The organism is Spiroplasma ixodetis (assembly GCF_059729505.1).
On sequence record NZ_AP038353.1, the window covers coordinates 1447332 to 1468519 of the forward strand.

Below are 21188 nucleotides of genomic sequence, written 5' to 3' on the forward strand. Positions count from 1 at the left end.
ATTAATAAACTAAGAAAAGATAAAAAATAATGAAGTAAAAATTACAATTGTTAAGTATGTTTACTATTTTAATTTTTACTAATTTAAATATAATTGCTTGTAAAAATAAGCAAGATACTATTAGTGAATTTTATGTTTTAGGGGATAGTTTATCAGATACTGGTGCAGGAACATTTGCACAAAATCAATATTTAGAAAATAGTAATAGTAAATTTAAACATTTTCAATTAGATAAACCATATTATAATAATTGTTGAAGCAGTAATAAAGTATCTTCACAATTAATTGCTGAAAAATTAAATATTAATGGAAATTATCCCCACATGTACTAGTGTGGAGGAAAAAATGAATTGAAATTAATTCAATAGCATATTTCAAAATGAAAACGATTGTTTGAAATATATAGCGAAGTTGAAAGTAATGAAATGTATCAGGTGTGCTTCTTCTAGTTTGAATGTTTCTGATTTGAGAAGAATAAGATGTTTGAAATGTCATCAAACATTTAGTATTCTTCATGACACCATTTTTCACAAGTCAAAAACACCTTTGACATCTTGGTTTTATCTTATCTTTAGATGAATAAACACAAAGGATGGTATACTATCAACAGATGTTGCAAGGGAATTGGGTGTGACATATAAAACAGCTTGAAGAATGGGTCATGAAATCAGAACTAGAATTTGGAATCAAGATGCAGGGTTCATTGATGATGGCACAGCACAGATGGATGAAATGTATATTTCACATGTAGGTTTTAAAAAACAAGGAAGATCCTTGTTGAATAAAAAATTGATTGTTGGAGTTTATGATAAAACCAGCAACAAACTAATTGTGAAAGTATTGAAAAAAGCAGATGAGAAAAACTTTTTATGATTTGCATTGAAACACATTTCTACTGGGTGTTGTCTATTTACGGATTATTGGAAGGGATATGGAAGTTTCAAAAACTTCTATCACAAAAATGAAATCGTAAATCATGAAGTTGGGTATGTGTCATCAACAGGTGTAAACACAAACCAGATTGAATCTGCATGAAAACACATCCGACGAACTTTCCGAACACACATAAAATTTTCAAAACACAATATTCATTTATATGCAAAAGAAGCTGCATATAAATTCAATAAGATAGCTAGTTTTGAAACTATAATTTTGTGTTTGATTTAGATACATGTGGGGATAATTTCCTAGATAGGATTTTATCTCCATTTATGTGATAAAATTTAAAAATAGTACATAAAGGGATAAAAGCCATATTAATTTTAAACCTGGGTGATTATTTAAAATCAATGGTAAAACATTTCAAAGTTTGGGTAATAATTATGCTTATGGAGGAGAAGTTGCTAATAGCAGTGATAATAATTTAGATATTATTAAAACTTTTGATTTGTCTCATCAAACACAAATGTTGTTATTACAACATTCTTTACAAAAAAAAGATGTTATTTGAATAGAAATGGGAGCTAATGATATTGGTAATTTAATGAATAAAACAGATCCTATTATTATTAACAGTAAAATTAATAATGTAATAAATGAAGAAAAAAAGCAATAAAATTATTAATTAAAAATGGTGCAAATAAAATTATTATTAGTGATGTTCCTGACTTAACATTAACACCAAAAATTAAAAAGATGTTACATAATAATCAACAAAAAATACAAATAGCACGTAAAACATGTATTGAATATCAAAAACAATGAAAGAAAATGATATTAGAAATGAAAGTAATTTATAAAAATATTATTACACCTTTTTTTCTTTAAAGAGAATTAGCAACTGATATGAATAATTTTAAAAATAAAATTCCAGATGGAATTGTTGAAACTAGTGCTACAATTTGTAAAATGATGTCTAAAGAAACAAAATATTCTTATAAACCAGTTTTTAATTCTGGAGTTAATGAAAGTAATTTAAATAAATATTGGTAATGTTTAGTAATCTGTGTAACTTACAAAAATAACTATGTTTAATTAATTCTAGTAAATAAAATTAAATAACTAGAAAGAGTGAGTTACGTATGTCTAAAAAACAAAATATTAATAATAATGATCCAATATCAAAAGCAGTAGATTTATTATTAGAAAATACTGAGGATTTAACAACCGTATTTAAAGAGGGAGGTTTATATAAAGAATTAACAAAAAGATTAGTTGAAAAAATGTTGAATTCTGAAATGCAAAATTATTTAGGATATGAAAAAAATCAACATAATAATAGTGATAATGCTCACAATGGTATAAATTCAAAAAAATTAATAACCCAACAAGGTAAAATTGAGATTAATGTACCACGAGATCGTAATAGTAATTTTGAGCCAGTAATAGTTTCAAAAAGACAAAGAAGATTTGATGGTTTTGATCAACAAGTTCTTTCATTATATGTCAAAGGCATGACTTTATCAGATATTAGAATGCAGTTACAAGAGTTATATCATGGTGCTGATATTAGTGAAAGTGTTATTAGTCAAATTACTGATGATGTTATTGATGATGTTAAAGCATGACAAAATCGGCCATTAGAAAGTGTTTATCCGATTGTTTATTTTGATTGTATAGTAGTTAAAGTACGACAAGATAAACGCATTATTAACAAATCAGTTTATATAGCACTAGGAGTTGATTTAGAAGGTAAAAAAGATTTTTTAGGTTTATGAATTAGTGAAAATGAAGGTTCTAATTTTTGATTATCTAATTTCACAGAAATGAAAAATCGAGGCTTAAATGATATTATTATTGCTTGTAGTGACAATTTAACAGGAATGTCAGAAGCAATACAATCAGTTTATCCTAAAACCGAACATCAATTATGCATAGTTAATCAAATTAGAAATAGTTTAAAATATGTTTCATACAAACATAGAAAATCACTAGTTACAGATTTAAAACCAATTTATAGTGCATGTAGTGAAGAACAAGCAATGCAAGCTTTAGAAACTTTTGAAAGTAAATGAAATAAACAATATCCTCAAATTGCTAAATCGTGATATAAAAATTGAGATAATTTAATGGTTTTTATTAGTTATCCTGCAGAAATCAAAAGAGTGATTTATACAACAAATGCTATTGAATCTGTTAATAGTCAATTACGAAAAGTTATTAGAAATAAAAAAGTTTTTCCAAATGATATGGTAGTTTTCAAAATATTTTACTTAGCAATTGAAAATATAACAAAAAAATGAACAATGCCCATTCAAAATTGAAATACAGCAATTGCTCATTTTATGATAAAATTTGAAGATAGAATTAATCTAAACTAGTAAATTTGTAAAACAAAGATACACAGATTATTAAAAAGCCTCTAAATATTTTTATTTTGATGAATTTCATCCAGGTATGTGATTTCATCAACAAATGGCAAATAGTATGGTATACCATGCTTTGTGTTTATTCATCTAAAGATGAGATAAAACCAAGATGTCAAAGGTGTTTGTGACTTGTGAAAAATGGTGTCATGAAGAATAATAAGATGTTTGATGACATTTCAAACATCTTATTCTTATCAAATCAGAAACATTCAAACTAGAAGAAGCACACCTGATACATTTCATTACTTTCAACTTCGCTATATATTTCAAACAATCGTTTTCATTTTGAAATATGCTATTGAATTCATTTCAATTCATTTTTTCCTCCACACTAGTACATGTGGGGATAATTTCCTTAATTAATTTTTCCTTATTAATACAATTTTTATGCCTTGATTTATTAATTTCATCAACTTTAATTCTATGTTCTTTACAATATGCTCTACAATATTCATCAAATTGCTCATCTGTCATATTTTCACATTGTCTTTGTCTTTGTTCATTTTTAATTTCATCATAATGTGGTTCATGAATAAATTTTTCAAATGTTATTTTTTCAGTTCATGTACATCTATTCATTACTTATTCTCCTTATTTTTAATTTAATTAGCAATTTCACTTAATATTTTTAATACTTTATATTAATTTTTTAATTCTTTAATAATAAATATTAAAAATATTATTAGTGTTATGCTTGTTATTAATATTGGTACTATTAATAAAATTTTTCATAATATCATTTTTTACTCTTTTCATTTTTTAAATCATTTAACATTTATTGAACAAAATGCACGATTTTAGGAATGTTTAAAGTATTAAAGATTTGACCAGTTACTATAATTTCATCATTTTTGTTTAATAAAATAAATCGTTTATAAAATTTTGGGTTATTAAAAATTAAAGTAACATAGTTTAATCCATTTCATTGACCTCGAGCACTATAATATAATTCTTTATTACCTTTTTCATAATATTTTGCTTCAATAGTGTTACTTAGTTTTACTGTTAATTTCACATAATTGGATTTATCTTTCATTTTTATAATTCCTTATAATTTGGTTTGCTTATACGCATCTTGTTCATGTTTTGTTAATTTTATATTTCCTTGATAATTTGGTATTTTATCTTTATTTTTTGGATGGTTTTCTTGATAATCTCGATTCATAATATCTTGTACTAATACCATTAATGCACCAATAATTTTAGGTGTTGCTAAGGGATTGGTTAATAATTGTTTTGGGTTTAAATAAAAATTTTCTACACTTACTAATACTTTTTTATTATTTAAAAATTTCTTAAAATATTTTAATTTTTCTTTATAAATATTTTTACATTCTAAAATAGTTTTTGCTTGGAATGTTTCATGAAAAATAATATTATTAGTTTCATTTGAATATATAACAATTCCATTATTGCCAATACCAGCTGGGTCAATACCAATATTTATTTCATATTGCATTATTAATCAAATTCTCCATTTTTAATTTCATCTCTTAATTTAATAATAAATCCGAATGGAGTTAAACCTTGTGTATCACCAATATAAAAGGTTTCATAATCAAGTATTCTATTAATTATTTTTTCTTTATATTCATTAATTACTTCTTTTTTAAAATCTTCTCTTAATTTTTCTATATTATTTAAATGTTCTTTTATTATTTCTTGATTACGATTTTTATTATATTCATTAATAATTTCTTGGTCTTTATAAGAAAATGGTTTTTGTTTATTCATATTTATACCTACTACTTAACCTAATATTTAAAATACAGTCATAACAGATTGCTTTATTATTTTTGTCTCTTAAAAAGTTTTGTCTTGTTTTTATATCATCAGTATTAAAGAATAAATAATCTAATTTATGTTGTTTACATGTTCAACAAAAATACTTTTTCATAATAGTTCTTTCTAATATATTCTGTTGCTTGTAGCATAAAGAATATATATTTTTATTTTTATATTATTAATACTATTCGTTTTATTCATTCCAAAAATTCTGGGCTCAAAAATTTTTTCAAAAAAAATAAAAAATAAAACCAACACTTGCTCACTGGGGAGTGGCAAGGTTGGTTAAATAAAGAATAGAATTAATATAGTAGTTTCCCTAAGCAGGTCTATATATACTAGTTTCCAATCCGCTCCCACCCCAAGGATTACCATTAAATGGTTAGTATATTTTATTAGGTATCACTCCACTTTTTATTTATCCATGCAAGTCCACATGCTTTAGCTACTATTTTTAACAACTTTGTTGTAGTTCACTTTTTTAGTTCCCTAACACGTGTTGATAATAGCGTTAAAGAGGTTTATTAAAAACTTTAAAATTTTACAATTACAAATAAAAGACGAGATTTTTATTCTCGTCTTTTATCAATTATTTTTAATTTAAGGGTTTAAAAAAGAAAGGAGCTATTTTTAAAACTTTTTAGTTATTGACATCTTCGACACGCTCCCATTATTTTTTATTATATTTATTCATAATATTTTCAAATTTACTATCAGTAATTCAACTACTAATGCTTTCTACAAAAAATTGTTTATGATCCTTTATATTCTTTAACTCATCATTACTGAACTTACTCAAAACTCAATCAGCCGTGTTAAAATTAGGATTTTTACCAACACCAATTCTTAATCTTTGAAAATCTTTACTACCAATTTGATTAAAAATACTTTTAATTCCATTATGACCAGCAGCACTAAATTTTTGTTTGTATTGAAATTGACCAAAATTTAAGTCAACTTCATCGTGAATAATTAACACGTTTTCAATTTTAATTTTAAAATAATTCATAAAATTTGAAACACAAAAACCTGATAAGTTCATAAAAGTTAATGGTTTCAAAAAAATAACATCAGTGCTGTTAACAACAGTTTTAACATATTGACCATTAAATTTAGTTTGATTAATTTTTAATTGTAATGTTTCACAAATCATATCAATAATAATAAAACCAATATTATGACGTGTCAATTCATACTCTTTACCTGGGTTTCCTAATCCAATAACTAATTTCATCTACTTTAAATTTCCTCTTTATTATTTTTTACTATTTTTATTATTAATTTTTTTTATTAATTCATTTGTTTTATCATCATAAACTTTTGTTAATGATTTATTATTAATTGAAGCATCAATCATTTTTGCAATAAAATCAGAAATTGAAATAATTTTTAAACCATTAAACTTTTTTTCCTCAGAAATTTCAATAGTATTAGTAATAACAACTTCTTTAATAATTCCATCAATAACAGCTTGTTTCAAATTTTTTGAAGCTTGACCACTAAAAATACCATGAGTAGCCAAAATATAAACTGATTTTGCACCATGTTCTTTAATAGCTTTTGCTGCATTAATAATAGTACCACCTGTATCAATCATATCATCAATAATAATAGCATTCTTTTCTTTAACATCTCCTAATACAAACTTAACTTGACTTTGATTAGGAGTTGTTCTTCTTTTATCAATAATTGCCAAAGGTACACTTAAATAATTGCCTAATCTTCGAGCACGAGTAACACCACCATGATCTGGAGATACAACAACTAAATTAGTTAAATTTTCTTCAATTAAATAAGATGCTAAATCTTGAGTTGCTCGTAAATCATCAACAGGAACATCAAAAAATCCTTGTTCTTGTGGTGAATGTAAATCAACAGTAATAACACGATCAACACCCGCAACAGTTAATAAATTTGCAACAAGTTTACAAGTAATAGGTTGTCTACCACCTTGTTTTCGATCTTGACGAGCATAACCAAAATAAGGAATTACTACATGAATTTTAGCAGCAGATGCACGAACTAAAGCATCAACAAAAATTAATAATTCCATTAAATTATCATTAGTTGGCGGCGAAGTTGATTGGATAATATATACCACTTTCCCTCGTACTGATGTTATAGATTGAATATTAAATTCACCATCAGCAAAACGACTAATTTCTGCTTTTCCAGGTTCAATATTAAGTTTTTTACAAACTTCTTGTGTAAATTTTTGATTAGCACTTAAACCAAAAACTACAATTTTTTCTACATTATTCATTAAATCCTCCTTTACATGTTTCTAAAAAATTATAATTATAATTTCATTATACAATGTTTATTACAATTTAAGTATATTAAATTTAAAGACTATTAATTAAAGATAATTAATAAAAAGTTATATCTTTTGCAAGAAAAAATAAAATCATTATAATAGTTAACGGATAATAAATATTTAAAAATACGTTTATTAATAAACAAGGATTATTGCTGAGGTGTTTTATATACTTATTATCCACATTCTAATATCATTAATTTTAATAATTATTCTGAAAGGTATTTATTAATAATAGTAAATAACTGGTAAAACATTGAAAATGTTAATTCTTCAGATCTTATTGTTAATGATCAAGATAAGTCGTTAATTAAATTAACGACTTTTTCTTTGCTATTTAAATAAATACCCAAATTGTTAACTAATGTTTTTCTCTTATTAACAAAACAACTTCTTACAAATTTTCAAAATAATTGTGGTTCATCAAGTTGAAATTTAGGATTTACTTTAAAATAAACAACACTACTTGTAACATTAGGTATCGGAGTAAAATTATTAGCACTAACATCAAAAATAATTTTAACATCACAATAAAATTGACACATAACAGAAAGATTATTATATACTTTAGTTTTAGGTTTAGCACAAAATCTTTGTGCAACTTCTTTTTGCATCATTAATGTAAATGAATCAAATAATTCAATATTTTCTAATAATTTTAAAACAATTTGTGAAGTAATATAATAAGGCAAATTTGCAATTACATGAATTTTTTGATTTATTGAAAATTCTTCATTAATGATTTTTTTTAAATCTAAATTTAAAAAATCATCATTTATAATTTTTAAATTTTTGTATTCATTTAACTCCTTTTCTAAAACAGGAATTAATTTTTTGTCAATTTCAATTGTCACAACTTTTTGCGCAGTGCTGAGTAATTTATTAGTTAAATGACCAATGCCCGCTCCAATTTCAACAATGCCATCTTCATCTTTAAAATTACTATTTTTAACAATTTTATCAATTATATTATTGTTAATTAAAAAGTTTTGCCCAAACTTTTTAACTACATGTAAGTCGTATTTTTTCAATATTTTTTTTGGATTTTCCATTATTATTCTCCGATTCACATTTTTATTTAATTTATATACTAGTAATAATTAAATAAATAGTTAGCCAACTAATCATATATGCTAAATTTACTACTAGCAAATCTACATGTGGTAATATTAACATATATCAACTTAATAAATAAATATTAATTTGAGTGGGAAAAGGAGATGATTTTTATATGGCAACAAAAATAGAGGTTGCTAATGACGGACACAATAACCAAGACGTTAATATTGTTTCTCTAGATTTAGGAACAAGAAATTTAATTGTCAGAGTTAATGGAAGGGTTGTTTATAGTCAACCATCAGCAATTGTATTTGATACAGAAAACGGAGAAGTATTCATTGGTGAAGCCGCTTTATTAATGAAAGAAAAAACTCCAGCGAATAAAATTTTCAGAGAACCAATGGCTAATGGTGTTATTAGTGATAATAATGCTTTGATTGCTTTATTAACTGAAATTTTTACACAAATTATTGATGTGAAAGCTGAAAAAATTTGAGAAAATTCAGTAGCACTTGTAGCTATTCCATCTAAGGTTTATAAATTAGATAGAACTGTTTTACGTGAAATTCTACAAGGAAAAAAAATAGCTAAAATTCCAATTTATAGTGATAAATTTCCCAATAGATATAATGCAAATAATGAAAGCGTAATGAAAGCTGAAAAAGTTGTTATTGTTCCTGAAGTAAAATTGGCGGCTATTGGTGCTGGGGAAGCACTTTGAGATGCTTCAGGAGTATTTATTCTTGATATTGGTGGTGGAACTTCTGACTGTTCCATTTTATCAAGTGGAGAAGTTATTGTTCAAGATTCAATTCCAATTGCTGGAAATGCTATTGAACGTAGTATTAAAGAACATTTTGAAAAAATGCATTATATATCTCTTAGCTCAATGGAGGCTGAAAAAACAAAGATTAGTGCTGCTATTTGAATAGATGGTGAAAAAGATAGTGAAAATAAAATTACTATCCATGGAAAAAGTACTAAAACTAAAAAACCTGAACAAATTACAGTTCCTAAGCAAGAAGTAGCTAGAGTAGTTACTGAAGCCTTTGAACCAATTGTTGGACTATGTAGTGACATTATTGATAAAGCTGGACCTGCCTTTTCAGAAATGATTATGAAAAACGGTTTAACTATCACTGGTGGGGGTGCTTTGTTTGAAAATATTACAACTTATCTAAAAAAACGACTAAATTTAGAACATGTGGTATCTGCTAATAATCCAAGAGAATGTGTAATTAGAGGGACTCAAGCCTATGAAACTCATAAACAAGATGTATATGAAAAAGGATTTATTAGACCAAGTAATTAAAATTCCAGGTGTGTAGAAGGAGGAAAAAAAATGGGATTATTTGATAAAAAACCCAAAGAAAACTTAAATAAAAAAAGTAATATTAAGTCTATTAATGACTACCAATGATTAGCTTTAGATATTGGAACAGAAAACTTTAAAGCAAGGTATGTTAACATTGGACTTACATATGATGCTCCAACTTATCTTGCTGAAGACTATGAAAAAAATGTTATTATTTATGGTGAAGAAGCTAAAGCTTTAATTGATAAAACAAATGAAAATGTTGTTATTAAACGTCCAGTTCGTGATGGTAATATTGCTGATCCAGATGCTTTACAACGTATCCTTTCTAAAATTTTTCAAGATTTTAGACTTGAAATTAAAGATTCAAAACAAACTGATAAAAACCGTAATTTAATTGTTTTAATGGCAACACCAAGTGAAATTAATTCAGTACAAAGAGAAGCATTAGAAAATATAGTTCATCGTTTAGGAGCACTTCGTGGATTTGTTCAAGAAGAAGTTAAAATGGCAGCTTTAGGTTCAGGCCAAGATATTTTTGGAACTGCAATTATGTGTGTTGATATTGGTGGGGGAAGTACTGATATTGCCGTACTTAGCAACGATTCAATCCTATATTCATATACAACACATTGTGCTGGAGACTATTTAACACAAAAAATTCAAGAATACATAGCTAAAAAGCATGCTTTAAAAATTGGTACTAAAGAAGCAGAAGATGTTAAAAAGAACATCGGTTCACTTATGAAATATCAAGATGAAAAACCATACACTATTTCAGGTGTTTCATTACCTAGATTAGACTCTCAGCCAGGAGAAACAATGTCAATTTCTAAAACTATTGAAATTACACCAGAAGAAATTCGTGAAAATGTAATGCAAGTTCAATTTAGAGAACATGTTATTCCATCAATTCGTAGAGTACTAAGAACTTCTGGGGAAAAAGCTGCTGGTAGTGTTAGTGACTTAAAGAAAAAAGGTAAGGGAATCACAATTTGTGGTGGTGGAGCTTACATTAAAAAAATTGATAAATTTATTAAAGAAGAATTGGCTAAGGAATATTTCATCGAAGTTAAAACTGAAAAAGCTACAAAACCAATTCGTCAAAAATATGAGGGAGATATCTTTGAAGTACGTGTTGCTCAAAATCCTTTAGATAATGTTATTGATGGTTGTGTAAAATATCGTGATACAATTTACAAACAATTAATAGTTGAACAAAATCCTAACCGCGAAATTCTAACAAAAGATGAAGATTTAGGATAAAAAATAAGTTTAAATAAAATGCACTTTTAAAATTTATAGAAGTGCATTTTTTACTTATATAAATAATAAATTACTATATAAAATAAAAAAAATAATAATCATACTTAAAATACATTAGGAAATTATCTCCACATGTACTAGTTTGGAGGAAAAAATGAATTGAAATGAATTAAATATCATATTTCAAAATGAAAACGATTGTTTGAAATATATAGCGAAGTTGAAAGTAATAAAATGTATCAGGTGTGTTTCTTCTAGTTTGAATGTTTCTGATTTGAGAAGAATGAGATGTTTGAAATGTCATCAAACATTTAGTATTCTTCATGACACCATTTTTCACAAGTCACAAACACCTTTGACATCTTGGTTTTATTTCATCTTTAGATGAATAAACACAAAGCATGGTATACCATCAACAGATGTTGCAAGGGAATTGGGTGTGACATATAAAACAACTTGAAGAATGGTTCATGAAATCAGAACTAGAATTTGGAATCAAGATGCAGGGTTCATTGATGATGGCACAGCACAGATGGATGAAATGTATCTTTCACATGTAGGTTTTATTCAACAAGGAAGATCCTTGTTGAATAAAACCTTGATTGTTGGAGTTTATGAGAAAACCAGTAACAAACTAATTGTGAAAGTATTGAAAAAAGCAGATGAGAAAAACCTTTTATGATTTGCATTGAAACACATTTCTACTGGGTGTTGTCTGTTTACGGATTCTTGGAAGGGATATAGAAGTTTCAAAAACTTGGAATGGCAACCTTTTTTAAGACTGTTTTTTGGTAGACATTTGTGATTGGTGTTTTATGGGGGTTAAGTAGTTTAGAGTACTGTGGATTCTTATGTTGTTGTATCAATTGATATAAGCAAATAATTCTAATTTTAATTGGATTAATGATGTAAAATTTTTATCATTAATAAACTCTGTTTTGAAAGTTTTGAAAGTTGCTTCAGCAACAGCGTTATCATAAGGACAACCTTTTTTGCTTAAAGAGTAGGTAATATCGAAGGCTAATAAAAGTTTATCAATAGTTTTGTTATTAAATTCATTACCGCAATCGCTATGAAATATTTGAATATCTTTTAAACAACGATTTGAGCACATAAATGCTTGATATAATAATGATGCATCTTTTTTAGTACCTACACTATGTCCAATAATTTCGCGATTGTACAGGTCGATTAATAAGAAAATATAGTTTCATTTACCATTAACTTGAACATAAGTTCAATCACTAACAATAACTTCATTTTTAAGCCTATTATTAAAGTCTCTATTAACAAGATTAGTAATTTGACTATCATTGACTTTATTATGATAATTTTTTTATGATAATTTAGTGTATTTTGATATTAAATTATGTTTATTCATAATTTTTTTAATTTTTCGTCTTGATAAATTAATTTTCTTTTCTTTTAGAACAACTTTTAATCTTCTTTATTTTCTTTAAAAGCACTAATAACAGCTTCATCATACATATTATTTTGAATTTTATCTTCTTTTTTCTTGAAATTAAAATAATATGTTGATTTAGAGATTTTTAAAAAACGAGACATTGTACGAATTTTATATTTAACTTTATTTTTAGTAATAATTTCTATTTTCTGCCTATTATTAGTGCTGCTTGCTTTAAAATATCATTTTCCATTCTTAATTGTTTTAATTCTTTTCTTAATTTAATTAATTCATTTTCTTCAATAGAACGGTTATCTTTGGTTTTAAAACTGCCTGAATTAGTAAATTTCTTAATTCAATTATAAGTAGCTGCTCTTGTAACATTGTACTCTTTAGCAAGACAAGACACTGACTTACCACTTTGATATAAAGCTACTATTTATTTTTTAAATTCATCTGAATATGAGTTAATATTGGCCATAATTATAACTCCTTTCTTTTAACTAATTTGTTCACTTGTCTACGTAATTAGTGTCCAAGAAATGTAACCCATCCATTATTTGCATTTGTAAATGCTAAACCAATTGTTCCTAATAATGTTACTAAAGTTTTCCTATATATTTTCCTTTCATAAATTAAAATATAATATTTTTATTTTTATAACTATTCCATAATTTATTTTGTTAAACTTCTGGAACTCAATTAACTTTTAAATCATTATTTTCACCAATAAAATGATTTCTTCCCTCATCTGTTAATGTTAATTTAACATTTTTATCATGTTCTTTTAAATCTTCTGTAGTTAAAGGATCGCCATCTACTTTTACAATATTAATCATATTAATATCTAATTTTGAAAAACCATTTTGTTTTTTTTAATTCTTTTACTAAAATAGTTTTAAATTCAGCAATATCTGCTTTACAATTTACAGTTGGAGTTGTTAAAAATTTTAAGTTTTGTTTAACAAATAAATTTAATGAAACATCTTATTCTACTGTTTGATCTACTAGTTCAACTTTATTTGTTTCTTGTTTTACTCCTTTATATAAATTTAATTTAATTTTAATTGTAATAAAATTTTCTGAACCAATAATTAAACCTTGTTGATCTTCTGCAGAATATATTGCTACTAATTCATTTTCTTTAACTTCAATATTTTTATCTTTGGAAATTTTTTGAACCGGAACTGTATTATTAATTGGTACTATAATTGTTGCTAAATCTACTGTTAATTTTGATCAAAGAAAATCATATGTATTATTTTCTTCGTTATATTTAATACCAAAACCTTCTAAATTACTAAAGTCATCAACATTATAACTAGAAGCAAATGATTTACTTAAAATACTTTCTGATGTTTTACAAGCAACTAATGCTGTTGTACTTACTGTTGTAAATCCAATCGTTCCTAAAATATTTAATCATTTTTTCATTTTTATAAAAACCCTCTTTTTTATACACTTATTATATTATTATATTTAAAATTATTATTTTAACTGTATAAAAACTATAGGCCATTAACTATTTTAAAAGTAATAACTTTAACTTTATATAAAAAAATACAAATTAAAAAACTAATTGTTTTTTAATTTGTTCAGAAATTTCTTTACTTTCTAAAACTTCAATTAACTTTAAACCAAATTCAAATGCAGCACCAATTGATTTTTCATTTATAATATTATTATCAACTACTACTTTTTCATCTAAAATAATACTTTTATTTAAACCAATATTAGTGCCTGGATAATGCGTAATTTTTTTGTTATCTATTAAATTTAATTGCCCTAAAATTTGGGGTGCTGCACAAATAGCAGCAATAAACTTATTACTATCTTTAGCAAAAATAACTAACATTGATTTTAATAATTCATTTTTGCTTAAGTTTTCTACTCCAATTTTACCACCCGGTAAAATTAGCATCTTATAACTTAACAAATCAATATCACTGATTTTCTTTTCACATAAAATAAAAACATTATGACTTGATTTGATTTTTAAGTCATTTTCAATACTTACTAAATCAATAACAATATTAGCCCTTCTTAATAGATCAATAGTAATTATTAATTCACCCATTTCATAGCCTGTTGCTAAAAAAATAGCTACTTTAAAATTCTCATTATTACTCATTATTTCTTTTCAATTCATTATTTAATTTAAAAACATTAATAGCATTTTCCCTAGTTGCATTAATAATACTTTGTTTTGGGATCTTCTTTAATTCAGCTATTTTATTAACTGTAAATATTATATTTTTTGGATGATTAATTATTAATCCATTTTTGGGATTTTTACCTCTTTTTGTTTTAGGAGTTAAATATGGCGCATCTGTTTCAACTAATATTTTATTAATTGGTATATTTTTTGCCACCTATTGTAACTTCAAAGCTGTTTTATATGTCACATTACCTGCAAAAGAAATATAAAAACCTTGTTTTATAAATTTTCAGCTATTACTTTTGTTCCTGTAAAACAATGAAGAACACCATTAGTAATATTTTCTTTTTTAATAATTTCAAAAGCATCTTCAAAAGCATTACGAATATGTAATAATACAGGTAATTTATGTTCTTTAGCTAATTTTAGTTGTTCAATAAATCATTTTTTTTGCAATTGTGGTTCTGTAAATTTATGATAATAATCTAATCCAATTTCACCAATAGCAACTACTTTACCGGTTGCTATTAATTTTTTCAATTCTGAAATAGTATTACTATCGCAAGTATTTACTTATGTTGGATGAATACCTACAGCTGCATAAAGATTAGTAATTTTTTCTTCACTCTCAAATTCATAAATTTGACTAACAGTTTGCTTACTAGTATTTAAGTCAAAACCAACATTACAAATACTACCAATGCTATCACCTGATGAATAAGCATCAGTTAATAATTTTAATATTTCTGTTTCATCATAATGTTTTGACATTAAATTACAATGAGTATCAAAAATTCCATTATTAGCCATATATTTTAACTTCCCTTTTATTTTCCTAAACAAAATATTTTAAAAATTTCATCTAATAAATCAGTTTCAAATTTTTTACCTTGCATTTCTAAAATCTTATTTCATGCAGTTTGTAAGTGAACAATAATTAATTCTATTGAAATATTCCTTTTTAAATCTTTTAATGCTTCTGAAATACTAAGTTCAATTTCATCCAAATATGCTAATTGTCTTGTATTCGCAAAAAGTAATTCTTTATCAAAATTAATTTCAGTAGTTATAATTTTATTTTTTATTCCTAAAATTAGATTTTCAATTTCGCCCATTATTGCACTAACTTTTACCACATTAAAAATAATTTTAATGTCTAATTTTAATTTTAACCTTAAATCCGTTTTATTAATAGCAATAAGGTAATTTTTATGTTTTATTTTTCCTAATAATTGTTTATCCTCAACACTTAAATCTTTTGAACCATCAAGTACTAATATTATTAAATCTGCTTCGTTTAAAGCCTTATGTGATTTATCAATACCTGCTTTTTCGATATCATTTAAAGTATGACGTATACCTGCTGTATCAATTAATTTTAAACTAATATCACCCAAATTAATTTTGCCTTCTACCAGATCTCTTGTTGTTCCTTCTTCATTAGAAACAATAGCTTTATCTTCATTTAAAAGCACATTTAATAGGGAAGATTTTCCAACATTAGGTTTTCCAATAATAACTGTATTAATTCCCTCTTTTATAGTTTTAGTAATTTTACTATGTTCTTTAATAACTTTTATTTTATTTAAAAATTTTTCAACTAAAGGAATAACATTATTAATTGTTTTTTCCTCAACTCCATCGTATTCAGGATAATCAATATTAACTGTTATATTAGCAATTAAATTTAGTAATTCTGAAGATAATTCATCAATTAGTACTCTTATTTTACCACTTAAACTATTAATAGCGGTTTTTAAAATAGTATTATTTTCAGCCATAATTAAATCATTAATAGCTTCTGCTTCAATTAAATCAATTTTATCATTTAAATAAGCTCTTCTCGTAAATTCTCCTCTTGTTGCCATTATCATACCTGTAGATAGTAATAATTGCAAAATTTTTTGTGTTATTAGCACTCCACCATGACAATTAATTTCAATTGTATCTTCACCTGTAAAAGATTTGGGAGCGCGATAACATGCCAAAACAACTTGATCAATTTTATTCTTATTATGATCAATAATATATCCTGTTATTAAAGTGTGACCTTTCTGATTTAAAATATTTTTATCAAAAACATTATTTAATAACTCATAAGTATCTTTTCCTGAAATTCTAATAATACTGATTGCTTGATTTAAAGGTGCAGTTGCAATTGCAGTAATAGTATCATTTAACATTTTTTCCTCTTTTAATTTAAACAATCTAAGATTTTAAATCTTAGATTACTCTAATTTTCCAATCTAATTACTACATGTCGGTTATAACCTATACCTTCAGAAAAACTTGATATTCCTTCAATATTTTTAACTATTTCATGTATAATTTTTCTTTGGTTATTAGGCATTGATTCAAAATGAAACATTTCTTTACTTATTCTTATTTTTTTTATAATTTCATATATTCTAATTTTAAAATTTTGTTTTTGAATATTTAAATAATTATTAACATTTATTACTATTTGATAGTTTCTTTTAAAGGCTTTTATCCCTTTATGTACTATTTTTAAATTTTATCACATAAATGGGGATAAAAGCCTATCTAGGAAATTATCCCCACATGTATCTAAATCAAACACAAAATTATAGTTTCAAAACTAGGTATCTTATTGAATTTATATGCAAAAGAAGTTGCATATAAATGAATATTGTGTTTTGAAACTTTTATGTGTGTTCGGAAAGTTCTTCGGATGTGTTTTCATGCAGATTCAATCTGGTTTGTGTTTACACCTGTTGATGACAAATACCCAACTTCATGATTTACGATTTCATGTTTGTGATAGAAGTTTTTGAAACTTCCATATACCCTCCAAGAATCCGTAAATAGAAAACACCCAGTAGAAATGTGTTTCAATGCAAATCATAAAAGTTTTTTCTCATCTGCTTTTTTCAATACTTTCAGAATTAGTTTGTTGCTGGTTTTCTCATAAAATCCAACAATCAAGGTTTTAAAAAACAAGGATCTTCCTTGTTTTTTAAAACCTACATGTGAAAGATACATTTCATCCATCTGTGCTGTGCCATCATCAATGAACCCTGCATCTTGATTCCAAATTCTAGTTCTGATTTCATGACCCATTCTTCAAGCTGTTTTATATGTCACACCCAATTCCCTTGCAACATCTGTTGACGGTATACCATGCTTTGTGTTTATTCATCTAAAGATGAGATAAAACCAAGATGTCAAAGGTGTTTGTGACTTGTGAAAAATGGTGTCATGAAGAATACTAAATGTTTGATGATATTTCAAACATCTCATTATTCTCAAATCAGAAACATTCAAACTAGAAGAAGCACACCTGATACATTTCATTACTTTAAACTTCGCTATATATTTCAAACAATCGTTTTCATTTTGAAATATGCTATTGAATTCATTTCAATTCATTTTTTCCTCCAAACTAGTACATGTGGGGATAATTTCCTATAAAATTTATTACCATTTAATATTATTTCTTCTTGATAATTTTTTATATTAAAAAGTTCCAATAAATCATGTCATTTATCATTCAAATAATTTTTAACATCATTTTCATTAAAAATAAAAATTTTAGTAATAGTTTTAAATAAACGTTTTTCTATACCTAATTTTATATAAAATGTTTTGGGGGGGCAAATTTTTGATAGTTTTTTCTAAATCAATATTTTTTTAAATGATTTAATTTCCATCTTTTTTTCTCCACATTATAATAAATTACTTATTTTTTAGGTTGAACAACTATTTCAGATTTTGTAAATATCTTTTTAATCTTACTTGAAAATTGTGTACTAATTGTACCATTTTTTTATAACGACTACGTTTATGTTTATTATAGTAATGAAAACCAAGAGTTTAAAATATTTGTAATATTCCAGAAATAATTCAATAAATGCCTAATCCTGAAGGAGCAACACATACATAAAATAAAAACATAAAAATCATAACGCTTTGAATAATAACTTGTTTTTTTAATGCAACTTTTGCTTCTTTAGTTTTAATCTTCGTGAACGATTTAAAAACATCGGTAATAACATAGAAACTAATTGTGTTGTTATATATATAACAATAATTATTAAATACATAAATTGGCCATGAGTAACCATAGTTCATGGTTGTTCAACTAAACTAATAGCACCAACAACAGTTTTTTTAATAAATTAGTTGATTTCATAACAGTAAACATAGCTGTTAAGAAAGGAAATGATAAAAACATTGGAATAAAAGCAGCCATAAGGATTTATTCCTTCTTTTTTATAAATAGCCATTAATTCCATTTGTTGTTTTTGTTTTGCACTTGGATCACGTGAATGTTTATATTTGGCTTGAATTTTGGAAGTTTTCATTTGCGCTGATTGCATTTTTTCCTGATTTTGTTGGGCTTTAAAAGTAAATACTAATGTAATAAGTTTAATAATTAACGTTGTAAAAATAATAGCAAAAATAACACTTACTGATCAGTATTTTGAATTTACATCAACTCTACCACTTAATCCGGCAGAAATACTAACTAAGATTCAAGCGATTGGATAAACAAACATTCCAAAGAACGGTGATTTAGTTTGCGTTCAAGCTTCACTTCATGTTCTAATCCCTGTAAATCCATATTCATAAATATTATTACCATTAAAATGAAAAATGTGATTTTTTGCTACATCACTGTTACAAATAAGTAATTCAAAAAAAACAGCGGCTACATTATATCTTTGAAAATCATAAACTGAAATAACATCACTAGTTGCAACATTAGGATCACCCATAGTCTGACCACAACCTCAAAGTGTTGAAATCAATAAAAAGGTACCTAAAATAATTTTAGTTCATTTTCATGTTATTTTTAATCAAACGTTTTTTTCTGTTGTTCAGGAAATAAAAACTTTTTATATTGCATTAAATTTACTCTCCTATAATGGGATTTTCATTAAAAGATGTAATAAAGAACTAAGATTTTCTTCATATGTATTAGATAAATAATTTTTTCTAATCATAATTACTATATCTACTGGTCAATCTTTTTTAATATCTACTAACATTCCTCGTACTTGACGTTTAATCTTATTACGTGCAAAAGCAAAACGAACTAGTTTTTTTCCTACTGATACGCCTACTCGTATAGTCTCAAAATCTACTCTATTCATATAATAGATAAAAAATTGACTATTTGAAATACTTTTTCCTTCATTAATTAAATATTTAAAATGATGATTTTTCAAAAGGCGGTATTTTTTTTCCATATTTTGTTCACCTTATTTTATTTTTTAAACTATGCTGTTAATTTTTTACGTCCTCTTTGACGTCTTCTTTTAATAACATTAATCCCTGTTGCAGATTTCATTCTTGCAAAAAAACCATGAGTTTTTTGATGTTTTCTCTTACTTGGTTGATATGTAGGTTTCATTTTTTTTTCCTTTTTTTAAAAATTCTAATAAAAAATCATTAAGAGTATTCTAACATAATATTTATATATTAACAAATTATTCTGTTTATTTTTAATAAAAACAATAGGCTTTTATCCCTTTATGTACTATTTTTAAATTTTATCACATAAATGGAGATAAAAGCCTATCTAGGAAATTATCCCCACATGTATCTAAATCAAACACAAAATTATAGTTTCAAAACTAGGTATCTTATTGAATTTATATGCAGCTTCTTTTGCATATAAATGAATATTGTGTTTTGAAAGTTTTATGTGTGTTCGAAAAGTTCGTCGGATGTGTTTTCATGCAGATTCAATCTGCTTTGTGTTTACACCTGTTGATGACACATACCCAACTTCATGATTTACGATTTCATGTTTGTGATAGAAGTTTTTTAAACTTCCATATCCCTTCCAAGAATCCGTAAATAGAAAACACCCAGTAGAAATGTGTTTCAATGCAAATCATAAAAGGTTTTTCTCATCTGCTTTTTTCAATACTTTCACAATTAGTTTGTTGCTGGTTTTCTCATAAACTCCAACAATCAAGGTTTTATTCAGCAAGGATCTTCCTTGTTTTTTAAAACCTACATGTGAAAGATACATTTCATCCATCTGTGCTGTGCCATCATCAATGAACCCTGCATCTTTATTCCAAATTATAGTTCTTATTTCATGATTCATTCTTCAAGCTGTTTTATATGTCACACCCAATTCCCTTGCAACATCTGTTGATGGTATACTATGCTTTGTGTTTATTCATCTAAAGATGAGATAAAACCAAGATGTCAAAGGTGTTTGTGACTTGTGAAAAATGGTGTCATGAAGAATACTAAATGTTTGATGACATTTCAAACATCTTATTCTTCTCAAATCAGAAACATTCAAACTAGAAGAAGCACACCTGATACATTTCATTACTTTAAACTTCGCTATATATTTCAAACAATCATTTTCATTTTGAAATATGCTATTGAATTCATTTCAATTCATTTTTTCCTCTACACTAGTACATGTGGGGATAATTTACAAACAATATTAGTTTAACAAAAAAATAAATCATTTATAATATTAAATAATAAATATTATTTTTTTTATTTTTTTAAAAGTATAATACAGATTATAATTATAAAAAAGTTATCAACATTAATCCACAATTTATCCACAATAATTATAT

The 21188-nt window shown here is 25.4% G+C and carries 31 protein-coding genes and 1 pseudogene; 9 read left to right on the forward strand and 23 right to left on the reverse strand.

Translation table 4 applies throughout. From position 1 onward, the window contains the following. Positions 1–56: 56 nt before the first annotated feature. The 6 genes from AC6I4F_RS09525 (at position 57) to AC6I4F_RS09550 (ending at position 3260) form a co-directional block, all read left to right on the forward strand. Positions 57–332 (forward strand): hypothetical protein, encoded by a 276-nt coding sequence (locus tag AC6I4F_RS09525; protein WP_497873765.1) that lies wholly within the window; start codon positions 57–59, stop codon positions 330–332. Between the two features lie 61 nt (positions 333–393). Continuing rightward, entirely contained in the window at positions 394–1167 is a 774-nt protein-coding gene (locus AC6I4F_RS09530; protein ID WP_497873766.1) for an IS1595 family transposase, read from the forward strand. Positions 1168–1309: 142 nt separating this feature from the next. Continuing rightward, complete coding sequence (locus AC6I4F_RS09535) at positions 1310–1555, forward strand: hypothetical protein (protein ID WP_497873767.1); 246 nt, start codon at positions 1310–1312, stop codon at positions 1553–1555. An 80-nt stretch (positions 1556–1635) separates the two neighbouring features. Further along, on the forward strand, positions 1636–1767 hold the full coding sequence (locus AC6I4F_RS09540; protein ID WP_497873768.1) for a hypothetical protein: 132 nt from the start codon (positions 1636–1638) through the stop codon (positions 1765–1767). Positions 1768–1785: 18 nt separating this feature from the next. Beyond that, positions 1786–1932 carry a hypothetical protein gene (locus AC6I4F_RS09545; RefSeq protein ID WP_497873769.1) on the forward strand — a complete coding sequence of 49 codons (147 nt, stop codon included), beginning with the start codon at positions 1786–1788 and terminating at the stop codon, positions 1930–1932. 89 nt (positions 1933–2021) lie between these two features. Next, positions 2022–3260: an IS256 family transposase gene (locus AC6I4F_RS09550; RefSeq protein ID WP_497873770.1), complete on the forward strand. Its 1239-nt coding sequence runs from the start codon at positions 2022–2024 to the stop codon at positions 3258–3260. A gap of 41 nt (positions 3261–3301) precedes the next feature. Here the strand turns inward: AC6I4F_RS09550 and AC6I4F_RS09555 are convergent, their stop codons facing one another. The 8 genes from AC6I4F_RS09555 to rsmA all read right to left on the reverse strand — a co-directional run bounded on the left by AC6I4F_RS09555 (position 3302) and on the right by rsmA (position 8462). Further along, positions 3302–3424 carry a hypothetical protein gene (locus AC6I4F_RS09555; protein ID WP_497873771.1) on the reverse strand — a complete coding sequence of 41 codons (123 nt, stop codon included), beginning with the start codon at positions 3422–3424 and terminating at the stop codon, positions 3302–3304. Next, positions 3396–3887, reverse strand: a complete 492-nt coding sequence (locus AC6I4F_RS09560) for a hypothetical protein (protein WP_497873772.1) — start codon at positions 3885–3887, stop codon at positions 3396–3398. Before AC6I4F_RS09560 ends, AC6I4F_RS09555 begins: the two co-directional genes overlap by 29 nt. Positions 3888–4083: 196 nt before the next feature. Further along, positions 4084–4344, reverse strand: a complete 261-nt coding sequence (locus tag AC6I4F_RS09565; RefSeq protein WP_497873773.1) for a hypothetical protein — start codon at positions 4342–4344, stop codon at positions 4084–4086. 12 nt (positions 4345–4356) lie between these two features. Next, entirely contained in the window at positions 4357–4767 is a 411-nt protein-coding gene (locus AC6I4F_RS09570; protein WP_497873774.1) for a hypothetical protein, read from the reverse strand. Positions 4768–4769: 2 nt separating this feature from the next. Then, positions 4770–5042, reverse strand: coding sequence for a hypothetical protein (locus AC6I4F_RS09575; protein WP_497873775.1), 273 nt, complete (start codon positions 5040–5042; stop codon positions 4770–4772). A 721-nt stretch (positions 5043–5763) separates the two neighbouring features. Next, positions 5764–6327: an aminoacyl-tRNA hydrolase gene (pth, locus tag AC6I4F_RS09580; protein ID WP_497873776.1), complete on the reverse strand. Its 564-nt coding sequence runs from the start codon at positions 6325–6327 to the stop codon at positions 5764–5766. Positions 6328–6348: 21 nt separating this feature from the next. Then, on the reverse strand, positions 6349–7356 hold the full coding sequence (locus AC6I4F_RS09585; RefSeq protein ID WP_497873777.1) for a ribose-phosphate diphosphokinase: 1008 nt from the start codon (positions 7354–7356) through the stop codon (positions 6349–6351). 263 nt (positions 7357–7619) lie between these two features. Continuing rightward, complete coding sequence (gene rsmA / locus AC6I4F_RS09590; protein ID WP_497873778.1) at positions 7620–8462, reverse strand: 16S rRNA (adenine(1518)-N(6)/adenine(1519)-N(6))-dimethyltransferase RsmA; 843 nt, start codon at positions 8460–8462, stop codon at positions 7620–7622. A 179-nt stretch (positions 8463–8641) separates the two neighbouring features. Between rsmA and AC6I4F_RS09595 the strand changes: the two genes are divergently transcribed. The 3 genes from AC6I4F_RS09595 to AC6I4F_RS09605 all read left to right on the forward strand — a co-directional run bounded on the left by AC6I4F_RS09595 (position 8642) and on the right by AC6I4F_RS09605 (position 11876). Further along, positions 8642–9781 (forward strand): rod shape-determining protein, encoded by a 1140-nt coding sequence (locus AC6I4F_RS09595; RefSeq protein WP_497873779.1) that lies wholly within the window; start codon positions 8642–8644, stop codon positions 9779–9781. Positions 9782–9811: 30 nt separating this feature from the next. Continuing rightward, positions 9812–11050, forward strand: coding sequence for a rod shape-determining protein (locus AC6I4F_RS09600; protein WP_497873780.1), 1239 nt, complete (start codon positions 9812–9814; stop codon positions 11048–11050). 154 nt (positions 11051–11204) lie between these two features. Beyond that, complete coding sequence (locus AC6I4F_RS09605; protein WP_497873781.1) at positions 11205–11876, forward strand: IS1595 family transposase; 672 nt, start codon at positions 11205–11207, stop codon at positions 11874–11876. Here the strand turns inward: AC6I4F_RS09605 and AC6I4F_RS09610 are convergent. The 15 genes and pseudogenes from AC6I4F_RS09610 to AC6I4F_RS09680 form a co-directional block, all read right to left on the reverse strand. Next, a pseudogene (locus AC6I4F_RS09610) lies at positions 11826–12894 on the reverse strand (IS3 family transposase). The gene AC6I4F_RS09605 and the pseudogene AC6I4F_RS09610 overlap by 51 nt on opposite strands. 244 nt (positions 12895–13138) lie before the next feature. After that, the gene (locus AC6I4F_RS09615; RefSeq protein ID WP_497873782.1) at positions 13139–13294 is read right to left on the reverse strand and encodes a hypothetical protein; all 156 of its coding nucleotides are present in this window, start codon (positions 13292–13294) and stop codon (positions 13139–13141) included. A 148-nt stretch (positions 13295–13442) separates the two neighbouring features. Next, a complete protein-coding gene (locus AC6I4F_RS09620; RefSeq protein WP_497873783.1) occupies positions 13443–13889 on the reverse strand; it encodes a lipoprotein in 447 nt (148 codons plus the stop codon). Positions 13890–14022: 133 nt separating this feature from the next. Further along, positions 14023–14604 carry a DJ-1 family glyoxalase III gene (locus AC6I4F_RS09625; RefSeq protein ID WP_497873784.1) on the reverse strand — a complete coding sequence of 194 codons (582 nt, stop codon included), beginning with the start codon at positions 14602–14604 and terminating at the stop codon, positions 14023–14025. Further along, the gene (locus AC6I4F_RS09630; RefSeq protein WP_497873785.1) at positions 14579–14827 is read right to left on the reverse strand and encodes a TatD family hydrolase; all 249 of its coding nucleotides are present in this window, start codon (positions 14825–14827) and stop codon (positions 14579–14581) included. The genes AC6I4F_RS09625 and AC6I4F_RS09630 overlap by 26 nt, the downstream gene beginning before the upstream one ends. 65 nt (positions 14828–14892) lie before the next feature. After that, complete coding sequence (locus tag AC6I4F_RS09635; protein WP_497873786.1) at positions 14893–15153, reverse strand: TatD family hydrolase; 261 nt, start codon at positions 15151–15153, stop codon at positions 14893–14895. Positions 15154–15186: 33 nt separating this feature from the next. Next, positions 15187–15423, reverse strand: coding sequence for a hypothetical protein (locus tag AC6I4F_RS09640; protein WP_497873787.1), 237 nt, complete (start codon positions 15421–15423; stop codon positions 15187–15189). A gap of 17 nt (positions 15424–15440) precedes the next feature. After that, positions 15441–16796 carry a tRNA uridine-5-carboxymethylaminomethyl(34) synthesis GTPase MnmE gene (gene mnmE / locus AC6I4F_RS09645; RefSeq protein WP_497873788.1) on the reverse strand — a complete coding sequence of 452 codons (1356 nt, stop codon included), beginning with the start codon at positions 16794–16796 and terminating at the stop codon, positions 15441–15443. A 50-nt stretch (positions 16797–16846) separates the two neighbouring features. After that, complete coding sequence (locus AC6I4F_RS09650) at positions 16847–17125, reverse strand: R3H domain-containing nucleic acid-binding protein (protein ID WP_497874700.1); 279 nt, start codon at positions 17123–17125, stop codon at positions 16847–16849. 56 nt (positions 17126–17181) lie between these two features. Then, positions 17182–18003 (reverse strand): IS1595 family transposase, encoded by an 822-nt coding sequence (locus AC6I4F_RS09655; protein WP_497873789.1) that lies wholly within the window; start codon positions 18001–18003, stop codon positions 17182–17184. Next, complete coding sequence (locus AC6I4F_RS09660) at positions 17943–18128, reverse strand: hypothetical protein (protein ID WP_497873790.1); 186 nt, start codon at positions 18126–18128, stop codon at positions 17943–17945. Before AC6I4F_RS09660 ends, AC6I4F_RS09655 begins: the two co-directional genes overlap by 61 nt. A gap of 624 nt (positions 18129–18752) precedes the next feature. Continuing rightward, positions 18753–19385 carry a YidC/Oxa1 family membrane protein insertase gene (locus AC6I4F_RS09665; protein WP_497873791.1) on the reverse strand — a complete coding sequence of 211 codons (633 nt, stop codon included), beginning with the start codon at positions 19383–19385 and terminating at the stop codon, positions 18753–18755. Between the two features lie 111 nt (positions 19386–19496). Further along, the gene (gene rnpA, locus AC6I4F_RS09670) at positions 19497–19826 is read right to left on the reverse strand and encodes a ribonuclease P protein component (RefSeq protein WP_497873792.1); all 330 of its coding nucleotides are present in this window, start codon (positions 19824–19826) and stop codon (positions 19497–19499) included. 29 nt (positions 19827–19855) lie between these two features. Beyond that, complete coding sequence (gene rpmH / locus AC6I4F_RS09675; protein ID WP_174481423.1) at positions 19856–19990, reverse strand: 50S ribosomal protein L34; 135 nt, start codon at positions 19988–19990, stop codon at positions 19856–19858. Positions 19991–20182: 192 nt separating this feature from the next. After that, entirely contained in the window at positions 20183–21004 is an 822-nt protein-coding gene (locus tag AC6I4F_RS09680) for an IS1595 family transposase (RefSeq protein ID WP_497873793.1), read from the reverse strand. Between the last annotated feature and the right edge of the window lie 184 nt (positions 21005–21188).